We start from the raw sequence: 12,792 nt of genomic DNA, 5'->3' as shown, positions 1-12,792 counted from the left end.
GTATTTTTTATAAACTATTCCGCCGACTTTACATGTTCTGCAAAAATACTTTGAATTTCCGAATATTCTCCCAGACCTTTCATTATACACTCAACCTCAAAACCTTCATTAATAAAATTATTTTTCCAGGAATCCTGACCAAAGCCTGCCATATCGTTTGACGCATGATCTCCTGAAACTATCATAAACGGCATGAGCACAACCTTTTTATATCCTCCTGCTCTTACTTTTAAAATAACTTCGTCCAGTTCGGGTTCTGCTTCAACAGTACCCACAAAAACATTTTCAATTCCGCAGCTTCTGAATTTTTCCTCAAGTTCGGTATAAACTGTATTTACGCTATGCTCAGTTCCATGTCCCATAAAAACGGCTGCCGTATGTAAATCTGCAAATTTTTTTACTTTACCGGAAAAAATATCAACAACCTTCTCAAGATCCTTATCTGATGTAAGAAGAGGACTGCCTATTTTCATAGATTTAAATTTATCCTCATAGTCTTTTAAAATTTCAATCATTTTGTCATTTTCAATACCGTTAATAATATGAGTAGGCTGAACAATAACTTCTCTGATACCGTCGGACAACAGTCTTTCCATAGCTTGTTCAACACTATCGACCTCAATACCGTCATGCTCTCTTAATTTATTTATTATAATACGACTTGTAAATGCACGGCGTATTTCACATTCCGGAAATTCCTCCGCTATTTTTCTCTCAATACCGCCGATTGCATTTTTTCTTGCCCTATCAAAACTTGTCCCGAAACTGACAACAAGAATAACTCGACTTTTTTCTGTACTTTTCATTCTGATTTTTCCTTTTTATTTTTTATTATTCTAACATGAACTTTTTACAAAGTCAACCAGCCTTTTGAAAAAGGCTGGGCGAAAACTTTTATATCGTCTTTAGTTTGATGATTTAATCTATATAAGGCTCGACAGGTAAGCAAACAGAGGATTGAAGAAAAAAATTTGAAAAAGGCTGGGCGAAAACTTTCTCCGCTTTTGAAAAAGCGGAACCAAAACTTTTATGTCGAGTTTCATAATCTTTAATTTCTTTATAAAAACTCGTAAAGTAGCTTTTAAACACTCCTACTTTTTTGAAAAAAAGTAAGCAAAAAACTTTCATATCGTCTTTAGTTTGATGATTTAATCTATATAAGGCATAAAAAACCGCAGAATTTCTGCGGTTTTTCATAATTAAGAGGAGAATTATATTTCATATAGAACCGCAAAGCGGCTGTGATGAATACTTGCTTTTGGCTGAAATACTGTTTCGGCTGGTAACAGCGTCAGTAACCTCAATGCAAACACTGCTGATAAACTGCCAGTCCGTTTGAAAATTATGCTTCATACCAAGATACTTTTCATGTGCAGATTCTATCATGCTGACGCATGAAGCTTTGCATTTTACGTCATTAATACTTTTATTATAGTCAATACCGTTTATTGCTTCAATGTATTTATGAAAAAGACTTTCATATTCTACATGCTGTTTAAGAGTACCGGTAAAATCAGGAGAATGAGGAAATGTAAAGTAATCGGCTATGAAATGAACTATTCTTCCAAGCTCATAGTAATCGGATACTGTTTTCAACTTGTTTTGCAGCTTGGAAACAGTTTTTTTAACATAAGAAATCGTACCCTTATAAGTGTGACCTTTTATATAAGTCAGAAAATTTATATCCGGCGAAATACACCCTGTTTCAAATGCAGCTGAACGGTATGAATTGCTGAAGCTTTTGTTACTGAAAGTAATTAATCTTGCCAATGCTAAATGATCCTTTGTTTCCATTTTTACTCTCCTTTTCTTCATCACGCCTTTAATGCTAATATTATATATCTGTTTTATGATAATTCTGCGAAAATCCGGTAAATAATCTATAAAATTTATTTTCGCCCAGCCTTTTTCAAATTTTTTCTTCAATCCTCTGTTTGCTTACCTGTCGAGCCTTATTTAAAATATTTCATCATACTAAAGACGATTTGAAAGTTTTTTGCTTACTTTTTTCAAATTTTTTCTTTTATTCCCTGCAAAATTAATTTTGCGAGTCTTTAGAATGTGTTTCAAGTTGCTTTTGCCCGTTATAAAAGTTTTCGCCCAGCCTTTTTCAAATTTTTTCTTCAATCCTCTGTTTGCTTACCTGTCGAGCCTTATTTAAAATATTTCATCATACTAAAGACGATTTGAAAGTTTTTTGCTTACTTTTTTTCAAAAAAGTAAGTTACTTATCTTTTTGTTTAAAAATAATAGAAGCAAGCAGACCAAAAATCAGAGCTGCAGTAATACCGCCTGCCGCACTGGTCATTCCGCCGGTAAACACGCCGAGAAATCCCTTTTCATCTATGGCTTTCCGAATTCCCTCAGCCAGAAGATGACCGAATCCGGTAAGAGGCACAGAAGCCCCGCCGCCTGCAAATTCCACAAGAGGCTTGTACCAGCCGAATGCAGAAATAATAACGCCGATAACAACGTATGACACTAATATTCTTGCTGGAGTAAGCTTAGTATAATCTATTAAAATCTGTCCTACTGCACAAAAAAGTCCGCCTATTAAAAACGCCCATAAATACTCCATAATAACCTCCTTAAATTGAATGACTGATATGCACCAGATGTGATATCGACGGTATTGATTCACCTTGCTGTGAAGCGGTAGGCGACATCAGCGCTCCGGTCGCTGCAAAAATCATTTCTTTTATTTCACCTGTCTGAACCTTAGGAAGAAAATAACCGCATAAAACGCTTGCCGAGCATCCGCATCCGGAACCGCCCGCATGAGTATCCTGTTCTTCAGGATCAAAAATCAGCGCTCCGCAGTCTTTATGCTTATTTGATATATCTATATTATCTTTTAGTAAAAGTTCATTTAAAAGCTTGCTGCCGACTAGTCCCAGATCGCCTGTTACTATATAATCAAAATCATCCGGTTTAAATCCCGTATCGTCAAAATATTTTTTTATTGTAGTCGCAGCCGCAGGCGCCATTGCCGCTCCCATATTGTTTGCATCGGTAATTCCCAGATCAACAATACTTCCTATTGAAACTGCTCTGACGTAAGGGGCGTTTCCCTCCGGGGACAATACAACGGCTCCGGACGCTGTACAGGTCCACTGCGCGGAGGGAGTTCTCTGTCCTCCGTAGGAAAGAGGAAATCTGAACTGACGTTCTGCTGTTGAAAAATGGGAAGAGGTTGCCGCTGCAATTTTTCCGCCAAGTCCGCTGTCTGTAAGCAGCGACGAAAGCAAAAGTCCCTCTGCCATTGTTGAGCATGCACCGTAAAGTCCCAGAAAGGGAATATTAAGATCACGAAGTCCGTAGGTAGTACCGATACACTGATTTATAAGATCTCCTGAAAAAATGTAGTCAATATCCGAAGGCTTAAGACTTGCCTTTTTCATTGCAAGCTCTACAGTCTGCTTTTGCAGCTCGCTTTCTGCTTTTTCCCACGTTTCCTGTCCAAAGTGACTGTCCACTTCAATTCTGTCAAAACAGCTTCCTAACGGCCCCTGTCCCTCCTTTTCTCCGACTATAGATGCAAATGACATTATTGACGGTGAATTTTCTGTAGTAAATGTATTTCTGCTTATTTTTTTTGCCATATTTATTCTCCGTTCTTTTTTATTTTTATTATTTTCTCCATTTAAATTTTAAATATTCCTTACTTTTTTGAAAAAAAGTAAGCAAAAAACTTTTATGCCGAATTTTATTAATATAAAATTGTTTTTGAAGACACGCAAAGTTACTTTTGCAAAAAATCAAGGATAAAATGTGAAAAAAGTAAGCAAATAACTTTTATGCCGGACGTAATAAAAGCGCCGCCTGAAATTTAATAATTTCAGGCGGCATTCAATTATTTTTTAATCCACAGGAGAGAACATGTCCTTGCCTACTCCGCACACAGGACATACCCAGTCGTCAGGGATATCTTCAAAAGCTGTTCCCGGAGCGATTCCGCCGTCCGGATCGCCGGCTTCAGGATCATAAACGTATCCGCATGGATCACATACATATTTTTTCATAATAAAAACTCCTTTTGATTTATTTTTTAAATTATAAAATATAATTTATCAATATGTTACCTGCCTAAAACTTCTTCCCATGTGATATCAGCATTAATACTCCTCATAGCAAGAAATTTAGCTATACAAGCCGCATCTGCGGCAGAAACCTTACCGTTGCTGTCGGCATCTGCCATAGCTCCGTTGAGGGAATCCTCATAACCTGACATATAATCAGCATTTAAGCTTACATTCGCACGATAACTGGCAATATAAGCGGCATCCGCAGCACTTAAGTTTCCATCGCCATTTGCGTCTCCCCTTATACCGATTCCCACAGGAACATAACCTGCGGTCATTTCTCCGACTTTGACCCCCACAGAATATTTCATATCCGGAGCGGATACTCTGTTTGCAGGCAGATAGTTACCCGTTGCTGCAACGATTCCGGCAGTAAGAACGACAACAGACGCTGCAACAGAAATAATTATTTTAATGGTTCGTTTTTTCATACTGTTTTTCTGCCTTTCTTTAGTTTTCTCTATAATAACACTAAAAATACATTCTGTCAAACCTTTTTTGCCATTTCATTTATTCTAGTTACAGCCTTTTTCAAATTTTTCTTCAATCCTCTGTTTACTCACCTGTCGAGCCTTATATAAAATATATCATCATACTAAAGACGATTTAAAAGTTTTCGCCCAGCCTTTTTCAAATTTTTCCTTCAATTCTTTTTTACTTACCTGTCGAGCCTTATATAAAATATATCATCAGACTAAAGGCGATATAAAAGTTTTCGCCCAGCCTTTTTCAAATTTTTCTTCAATCCTCTGTTTACTCACCTGTCGAGCCTTATATAAAATATATCATCATACTAAAGACGATTTAAAAGTTTTTTGCCTACTTTTTTTCAAAATTTTTCTTCAATCCTCTGTTTACTTACCTGTCGAGCCTTGTATAGATTATATCATCAGACTAAAGACGATTTAAAAGTTTTTTGCCTACTTTTTTTCAAAAAAGTAGGGGTGATTGACAGAATGCGGTAATCCATGATATAATAAAGTGTTTAATAATAAAGATAAAAGGAGTTAATACCCTTATGAGTAACACAAACAGCTATGAAAGTCCTTTCTGCACAAGATATGCCAGTGAGGAAATGCAGTATATTTTTTCTGCCGATAAGAAATTTACAACTTGGAGACGTCTCTGGGTGGCTCTTGCAAGAGCAGAAATGAAGCTGGGTCTTCCTGTTACAGAAGCACAGGTGAAACAGCTTGAAGAAAATATTAACAACATCGACTACGATATGGCAGCAGCACGTGAAAAGGAAGTACGCCACGACGTTATGGCGCACGTTTATACATACGGACAGGCTTGCCCTGACGCTAAAGGAATTATCCATTTAGGTGCAACTTCATGCTATGTAGGTGACAATACTGATGTGATAATCATGCGTGACGCACTTCAGGTGATCCGCAGAAAGCTTATAAACGTAATTGCCCAGCTTTCCGACTTTGCTATGAAATACAAAGACATGCCTGCCCTTGCTTATACTCATCTCCAGCCGGCACAGCTTACAACAGTCGGTAAGAGAGCAACTCTCTGGACAAACGAACTGCTTATGGATCTAAAGGAAATTGAACGCAGAATTTCCGATCTTCAGCTTTTAGGCTCAAAGGGTACTACAGGTACTCAGGCTTCATTTATGGAGCTGTTCGAGGGTGATACAGATAAAATCAAGCAGCTTGAAAAAATGATCGCTGAAGAAATGGGATTTGAAAGCTGTGTGCCTGTTTCAGGTCAGACATACTCAAGAAAGGTCGATTCCTTTGTGGTTAACGCTCTTGCAGGTATTGCACAGTCTTGCAGCAAGTTCTCAAACGATATGAGAATTTTACAGTCCTTTAAGGAAATGGAAGAACCTTTTGAAAAGAGTCAGATAGGTTCAAGTGCTATGGCTTACAAGAGAAATCCTATGAGAAGCGAAAGAATTACTTCACTTTCAAGATATCTTATGGTCGACGTACTGAATCCTGCTTTTACTGCCGGTACACAGTGGTTTGAAAGAACTCTAGACGATTCCGCAAACAAGAGAATCTCAGTGGCAGAAGCGTTCCTTGCAGCAGATGCGATTTTAAATATCATGATAAATGTAACAAGCGGTATGGTCGTATATCCTAAGATAGTACGCAAGAGAGTTATGGCAGAGCTTCCGTTTATGGCTACTGAAAACATTATGATGGACGCTGTTAAAAAAGGCGGTGACAGACAGGCTCTCCACGAAAAGATCAGACAGTATTCAATGGAAGCGGGCAAAAAGGTCAAGGAAGAAGGACTTGAAAACGATCTTTGCGAAAGAATCCTTGCAGACCCAATGTTTATGATAACAAAGGAAGAAATGGACGCTATAATGGCTCCTGAAAACTTTACAGGCAGAAGCGCTCAGCAGGTAGAAGAATTTGTGTCCGAACTTGTTCAGCCGATCCTTGAAGCAAATAAGGATATCTTAAACGAAACATTTGAAATGAAAAACTAACTTACTTTTTTTGAAAAAAAAGTAAGCAAAAAAACTTTTATATCGCTTTTAGTCTGATGAAACTTGTTTCATAAGGCTCGACAGGTAAGTAAACAGAGTATTGAAGGAAAATTTTGAAAAAAAAGTAAGCAAAAAAACTTTTAAATCGCTTTTAGTCTGATGGAACTCGTTTTATAAGGTTCGACAGGTAAGTAAACAGAGTATTGAAGGAAAATTTTGAAAAAAAAAGTAAGCAAAAAAACTTTTAAATCGTTTTTAGTCTGATGGAACTTGTTTCATAAGGCTCGACAGGTAAGTAAACAGATTATTGAAGGAAAATTTTGAAAAAAGTAAGCCTCCGCTTTTGAAAAAGCGGAACCAAAACTTTTATGCCGGATATAATCAACTTTAAACACTTTTTAAAGACTCGCAAAGCAGCTTACAATCTACCTTTAATTGCACCCAATTAAAATGGGCGTGAATTTTAGATGTAACGTCTTGCCTTTTACGAGGAGCATTATTAGTTCAGTATCAGAATGACGGATAAAATTCGGCACTTTAAGTGCCTTAAGCCGTCCTGCGGCGTTTGAGCAGGCGTGTTTCTTTGGTTCGTTTCTTGTCACGGGACAAGAAATGAACAAGTAAGTTTTAGTTTCGTTTTTAAAACGAAAAAAACGCCCTGCGAGAGAGGGCGTTCCCTAAAAAATATGATTTACTTTTTCAATTTTGGTTGGTCGGTTCGCTGAAGAAGATAATCGACTGAAACGTTAAAATAATTTGAAAATAGAATCAGAGTTTCAATATCAGCTGTGTAAAAATTGTCTTGATACTGATCTATTGCTTCTTGTTTCAAGCTTAAATCCGAAGCGAGTTTTTTTCGAGAAATTCCTCTCTGCTTCATAAGAGTTTTTAATCTAGTAGAAATATATTCCATATTCACTTTCCTCCAAGTTTATAATAACTTAATTGAATTATATCACTTTAGTCGGTGATTGTCAATAATATTTTCACTGTAACAAGTGATATTAGTGCAAATAAACAAAAAGGAGATTTATTTTTATGTATAATTCACAAGAAATATCCAATAGAATAAAATCCTTTGCTAAGTCTAAAAATATATCATTAAAAACTATGCTATCAGATTGTGAATTGGGGATAAACCTCATCTCACATTTAGCAAAAGGGCAAGCTATTACGTATATAAACCTTACTAAAATCGCTGATTATCTTGACTGTTCAGTCGATTACCTGCTGGGCAGAACAGATAATCCCGATTCGCATAAGAAATAACAAGCTTTGACAAAAGAAAGGCGTAATTGATGTTTTGGGAACGCTTTGAACAGTTATGTAAAAAAATTGGTTCTAAACCTAATCCGGTTGTAAAAGAATTAGGTTTATCCAATTCAATAACAACGAAATGGAAAAACGGTGCAATTCCCAATGGTGAAATTTTATTAAAAATTGCTGATTATTTCAATGTTTCCATTGACTATCTAATGGGCAGAACGGATAATCCCGATTCGCATAAAAAATAAAATCAAAAGGGTTACTATAGTTTCAACAAAGCTTTTCTAAAAAGCTTGTGAAAAATGGTGAAAAACTATAAATACCCTTGACATTACTGTTAAATGATAATATAATAATATTAATTGTCGGCATAAATAAAATATTATGCCGTAATGAATAATAAGATTTAGGAGGCTTGAATGTGAAAAAAGCAAAAAAACCAGTATTCTTTATAGTTTTTGCGCTTATAATTGCCTTTGCAGCGTCTGTTATACTCGGCTTTACCACACAGTACGGCGATATAACCAAAACACGCATCAAGGGCGTCAACGACATTCGTCTGGGTATCGACATTCAGGGCGGTGTTGACGTAACATTTGTTCCGGAAAACGGCGTCGACGCAACAGATGAACAGCTTGACTCAGTTATGGAAGTTATTAAGCAGAGACTAAGCTCACTGAAAATCAATGACAGTGAGGTTTATCAGGATAACGCAAACGACAGAGTAATTGTAAGATTCCCATGGCAGGCAGGAGAAAAGGATTTTGATCCTAAGGCTGCCGTTAAGGAACTGGGTGAAACAGCAGTACTTTCATTCAGAGTCGGAACCGATACAAATGAGGACGGTTCTCCGGCAGGCGATGTAGTTCTTGAGGGTAAAGACGTTTTAAAGGCTGAACCTATGAGACAACCGGAAAATGACGGTACATATTCATATGTAGTATCACTGAAACTTTCAGATACTGCAAAAGAAACCTTTGCAACAGTTACACAAACTATGGCAGGTACAGGTGAATCCATTTCCATCTGGATGGACAACGATATGATTTCTGCACCTACTGTAAACGAAGCTATTACAAACGGTGAAGCCGTTATTTCAGGTAATTTTACCGCTGACAGCGCTAAGAGTCTTGCAGATAAAATCAACTCGGGTGCACTGCCTTTCAAGCTTGAAATATCCAGCTTCAAAACGATTTCTCCAACCTTGGGTACGGGCGCACTGAAAGCCATGATAATAAGCGGTCTTATCGCTTTTGCATTTATTGCAATATACATGATGTATTTTTATAAAATTCTTGGATTCGTTGCGGCAGTTTCAATTATCGGACAGGTTTCTGTTACTCTTGCATGTATCTCCGGATGGTTCGGATTTATGCCGAGTTCAACCCTAACAATTCCCGGTATTGCAGGTATTATACTCACTGTTGGTATGGGCGTTGATGCTAATGTTATTACCGGCGAACGTATAAGAGAAGAACTTAATGCAGGAAAGAGTCTGGATACTGCGCTAAGATCCGGTTACAAAAGAGCATTCTCTTCAATTCTGGACGGAAACCTTACAAGTATGATAGTTGCCGTTATTCTTATGGCAGCATTTGGTACTCCTGACAGTTTCTTAGCGTCAGGTCTTAATAAGGTACTTAGTCTGTTCGGAATCGGCGCTACAACAGAAGGCGTTATTTACTCATTCGGCTTCACACTATTTGTGGGTACACTCCTGAACTTCATTATGGGTGTATTCGCTTCAAGACTTATGGTTACTTCACTTTCAAGATTCAAAGTCTTCAGAAATAAGAAGCTTTACGGAGGTGCAAGTAATGAATAATAAAGTATATGATATTTCAGGAAAGAAAAAGATTTGGTTTATCATTTCTCTTGCACTTATTGTCGCAATCGCTGTAATAACAGTAATCAAGGGCGTTGAAATCGCTATCGAATTCAAGGGCGGTACTATTATCTCATATTCCTATGAGGGTGATGCTTCAATTAAGGACGCACAGTCCGAAATCGAAGATCTTCTGAAAACACCTGTTGTTATTCAGGAAGGTGAAAATCTGTCAAATGATTCAAACAGTTTTTCAATTTCATTTAGCTATGATACCGGTCTTTCAGTAGAAGATCAAACTGCTCTTACAGAACTTCTTCAGGAAAAATTCCCTGACAACAAGGTTGAACTTCTTGATTCAAACGATGTAAATCCAACATCAGGTAAAGAATTTTTCTTAAAATGTGCAATTGCTTCGATTCTTGCCGCAGCACTGATAATCATTTATATTGCTTTGAGATTCAAAAAGATAAGCGGCTGGTCCGCAGGCGTGTGTGCGGTTATCGGACTTCTCCACAACTTGATTTTCGTTTTTGGTACATTCGTTATTATGGGCTATGAGATCAACGCAAACTTTATGGCTGTAATACTTACAATTCTCGGTTACTCGGTTAACGATACTATCGTTATTTATGACAGAATCAGAGAAAACAAGAACAATATGCCTAAAGCTTCTGTTGCAGAACTCGTAAACGTAAGTACAAGCCAGTCTCTGAGACGTTCCATCAGAACATCTGTTACTACAATTTCAACTATGCTTATTGTAAGTATCGTTGCTTCAATTTATCACGTATCTTCAATTCTCAGCTTCTCAATTCCTATGATCGTTGGTATGATCGCCGGAACATACGCCAGCCTTTGTATCGCTTCACCTCTTTGGGTTTGGTGGAATGAACGGAAATCTAAGTCAAACAAGAAAAAGAAAAAATAAATTAAAAAGGAATCCTTCAACACGAGGGATTCCTTACTTTTTTGAAAAAAAGTAAGCAAAAAACTTTTATATCGTCTTTAGTCTGATGGAACTTGTTTTATAAGGCTCGACAGGTAAATAAACAGAGGATTGAAGAAAATATTTTGAAAAAAAGTAAGCAAAAAACTTTTATATCGTCTTTAGTCTGATGGAACTTGTTTTATAAGGCTCGACAGGTAAGTAAACAGAGGATTAAAGAAAAAAATTTTGAAAAAAAGTAAGCAAAAAACTTTTATATCGTCTTTAGTCTGATGGAACTTGTTTTATAAGGCTCAACAGGTAAATAAACAGAGGATTGAAGAAAAATATATTTTTTTGCAAGTACAGAACTACTTGTAATTTTATATTTTTTTTGGTATAATAAGTAAATAATAGTAATTATTTTTTGGAGGTTAAAGCAATGAAAGCCGGCGTTTCCACGGCGTGTCTATACCCCAGACTGCTTGAGGAATCTGTCTACGACCTTGCCGTCAACGGCATAAATCACATTGAAATTTTTGTGAATACAGACAGTGAACTGAAAAAAACTTATGTCAGCAATATTGCAGATACTCTTAAACGTTTTGAAGTATCCTGCCGTTCGCTGCACCCATATACATGCGCTATGGAACCTATGATGTTTTTTTCCGCCTATGAACGGCGTATAGCCGATGTATTGGAATATTACAAAAAGTATTTTAACGCTATGAATATACTGGGAGCAGAACTTTTTGTTTTTCACGGAAATAAAAGTTTATTGCAGATTCCATGCGAGCTTTACTGTGAAAGATTTCTGAAGCTTTATGAAACCGCAAGGGAATTTGGTATAACAGCAGCACAGGAAAATGTTTCAAGATGCTCAAGCGGATCTTTAAGTTTTATGAAAGAAATGGTCAGAAATCTGGGTGACAAGGCAAAATTTGTTCTGGACACCAAACAGGCTGTAAGAGCAAATGAAAGCAGCTTTGACATTCTGCGTACTCTTAAAAATCATGTAGTCCATGTTCATATAAGCGACCACGGCGAAATGGGCGACTGCCTGCAAATCGGTAAAGGACGCTTTAATATAAAACGGCTTTTGGAAATTTTATGGGAAGAAAGTCCCGACTGTTCAGTAATGCTGGAGCTTTACAGAAGTAACTTTGATGGAATATCAGACCTGACTGACAGTTACAACATATTAAATAAAATAATAAATACAATTGAGGTGACGTCAAAATGATTTGTCCTTTCTGCGGATATGAAGACTCAAAGGTGATTGACACACGTCCAATGGATATGAGAATACGCCGCCGCCGTGAATGTACCAGATGTGCCAAAAGGTTTACAACCTTTGAAACCACCGAAAAACCGCTGCTTATGGTTCATAAAAAAGACGGTTCATTTGAACCCTTTGACCGCAGCAAGCTTATCAGAGGGATCTATAACGCCATAAAAAAACGACCTATAAATGTTGAACAGGTAAATCAGATTGTGGATAATATTGAAAATTATTATGCCAATGCGCTGATAACTCAGGCAGCTACAACAGAAATCGGAGATATGATACTTGAACAGCTAAAGGACATTGATGCTGTAGCATATATTCGTTTTGCTTCTGTTTATAAAGATTTTGCAGATGTTCAAAGCTTTATTAAAGCAATAAGCGAACTAGAAAACAGCGAGAAATACTGCACAAATTTTAATTGTAACAAACGCAAAATTTAGGACATCCTACAAAAATATTTTTGCGTATGGAAAAGTATATTATAATATGATATTATTAAAGAAAGGCTGAATAATCAATCAGCAACTTTATAAAAAGAAAGAGGTAATAAAAATGGATAACAATAATATGTTTGACTCAGAGGATCTGACAGGCAGTTTTGATACAAATGATATAGAGCAGAATAAAGCAATTTCAGCTATTGCGTACATACCGATTTTATTTCTTGTTCCAATGCTCGCCTCACAGTCTCCTTACGCTAAATTTCATGCAAATCAGGGTCTTATTTTAACGCTTACTTCTATTATCCTAAGCATTGCAAGCAGCCTTATGGGTTTTATTTTAAGCTGGGTGCCGATCCTTCCTACGCTGATTTCCGCCGTATTTAGTCTTGCAACCCTTGCCTTACTTATTATCGGTATTATAAATGCAGTCCAGGGCAAAGCAAAAAAGCTTCCCGTTGTAGGAGGGCTTTTCAACATAATTCATTAATAAAAAACAGGACGCTTT

The 12,792-nt window shown here is 36.9% G+C and carries 15 protein-coding genes; 8 read left to right on the top strand and 7 right to left on the bottom strand.

Annotated features, from left to right (window positions below; genetic code table 11):
- Positions 1-14: 14 nt before the first annotated feature.
- The 6 genes from OCV67_RS04890 to OCV67_RS04865 form a co-directional block, all read right to left on the bottom strand.
- On the bottom strand, positions 15-806 hold the full coding sequence (locus tag OCV67_RS04890; protein WP_147642821.1) for a sirohydrochlorin cobaltochelatase: 792 nt from the start codon (positions 804-806) through the stop codon (positions 15-17).
- Positions 807-1,218: 412 nt separating this feature from the next.
- Positions 1,219-1,794 (bottom strand): zinc dependent phospholipase C family protein, encoded by a 576-nt coding sequence (locus OCV67_RS04885; RefSeq protein WP_178085005.1) that lies wholly within the window; start codon positions 1,792-1,794, stop codon positions 1,219-1,221.
- Between the two features lie 430 nt (positions 1,795-2,224).
- Positions 2,225-2,578: a stage V sporulation protein AE gene (gene spoVAE / locus OCV67_RS04880; RefSeq protein WP_147642818.1), complete on the bottom strand. Its 354-nt coding sequence runs from the start codon at positions 2,576-2,578 to the stop codon at positions 2,225-2,227.
- Between the two features lie 10 nt (positions 2,579-2,588).
- Positions 2,589-3,602 carry a stage V sporulation protein AD gene (spoVAD, locus tag OCV67_RS04875; RefSeq protein ID WP_147642816.1) on the bottom strand — a complete coding sequence of 338 codons (1,014 nt, stop codon included), beginning with the start codon at positions 3,600-3,602 and terminating at the stop codon, positions 2,589-2,591.
- A 258-nt stretch (positions 3,603-3,860) separates the two neighbouring features.
- Positions 3,861-4,022: a rubredoxin gene (gene rd, locus OCV67_RS04870; RefSeq protein WP_147642814.1), complete on the bottom strand. Its 162-nt coding sequence runs from the start codon at positions 4,020-4,022 to the stop codon at positions 3,861-3,863.
- 56 nt (positions 4,023-4,078) lie between these two features.
- Positions 4,079-4,513: a dockerin type I domain-containing protein gene (locus OCV67_RS04865; protein WP_147642812.1), complete on the bottom strand. Its 435-nt coding sequence runs from the start codon at positions 4,511-4,513 to the stop codon at positions 4,079-4,081.
- A gap of 587 nt (positions 4,514-5,100) precedes the next feature.
- Between OCV67_RS04865 and purB the strand changes: the two genes are divergently transcribed.
- Positions 5,101-6,537, top strand: a complete 1,437-nt coding sequence (gene purB, locus OCV67_RS04860) for an adenylosuccinate lyase (RefSeq protein WP_147642810.1) — start codon at positions 5,101-5,103, stop codon at positions 6,535-6,537.
- Between the two features lie 691 nt (positions 6,538-7,228).
- Here the strand turns inward: purB and OCV67_RS04855 are convergent.
- Positions 7,229-7,450: a helix-turn-helix domain-containing protein gene (locus OCV67_RS04855; RefSeq protein ID WP_147642808.1), complete on the bottom strand. Its 222-nt coding sequence runs from the start codon at positions 7,448-7,450 to the stop codon at positions 7,229-7,231.
- Between the two features lie 125 nt (positions 7,451-7,575).
- Here OCV67_RS04855 and OCV67_RS04850 point away from each other — a divergent pair, with 125 nt between their 5' ends.
- The 7 genes from OCV67_RS04850 (at position 7,576) to OCV67_RS04820 (ending at position 12,774) form a co-directional block, all read left to right on the top strand.
- The gene (locus tag OCV67_RS04850; protein ID WP_147642806.1) at positions 7,576-7,806 is read left to right on the top strand and encodes a helix-turn-helix domain-containing protein; all 231 of its coding nucleotides are present in this window, start codon (positions 7,576-7,578) and stop codon (positions 7,804-7,806) included.
- A 29-nt stretch (positions 7,807-7,835) separates the two neighbouring features.
- Positions 7,836-8,051: a helix-turn-helix domain-containing protein gene (locus tag OCV67_RS04845; protein WP_147642804.1), complete on the top strand. Its 216-nt coding sequence runs from the start codon at positions 7,836-7,838 to the stop codon at positions 8,049-8,051.
- Positions 8,052-8,224: 173 nt separating this feature from the next.
- Positions 8,225-9,628: a protein translocase subunit SecD gene (gene secD / locus OCV67_RS04840; RefSeq protein ID WP_147642802.1), complete on the top strand. Its 1,404-nt coding sequence runs from the start codon at positions 8,225-8,227 to the stop codon at positions 9,626-9,628.
- On the top strand, positions 9,621-10,559 hold the full coding sequence (gene secF / locus OCV67_RS04835) for a protein translocase subunit SecF (RefSeq protein ID WP_147642800.1): 939 nt from the start codon (positions 9,621-9,623) through the stop codon (positions 10,557-10,559). The genes secD and secF overlap by 8 nt, the downstream gene beginning before the upstream one ends.
- Positions 10,560-10,998: 439 nt before the next feature.
- A complete protein-coding gene (locus OCV67_RS04830; RefSeq protein WP_147642799.1) occupies positions 10,999-11,799 on the top strand; it encodes a sugar phosphate isomerase/epimerase family protein in 801 nt (266 codons plus the stop codon).
- A complete protein-coding gene (nrdR, locus tag OCV67_RS04825) occupies positions 11,796-12,284 on the top strand; it encodes a transcriptional regulator NrdR (protein ID WP_147642797.1) in 489 nt (162 codons plus the stop codon). The genes OCV67_RS04830 and nrdR overlap by 4 nt, the downstream gene beginning before the upstream one ends.
- 112 nt (positions 12,285-12,396) lie before the next feature.
- Complete coding sequence (locus OCV67_RS04820) at positions 12,397-12,774, top strand: DUF4870 domain-containing protein (protein WP_262644287.1); 378 nt, start codon at positions 12,397-12,399, stop codon at positions 12,772-12,774.
- Positions 12,775-12,792 lie beyond the last annotated feature (18 nt).

This window comes from Porcipelethomonas ammoniilytica (genome assembly GCF_025567485.1).
Classification (GTDB): domain Bacteria; phylum Bacillota; class Clostridia; order Oscillospirales; family Ruminococcaceae; genus Porcipelethomonas; species Porcipelethomonas ammoniilytica.
This window is presented reverse-complemented; position numbering and strand designations above follow the sequence as displayed.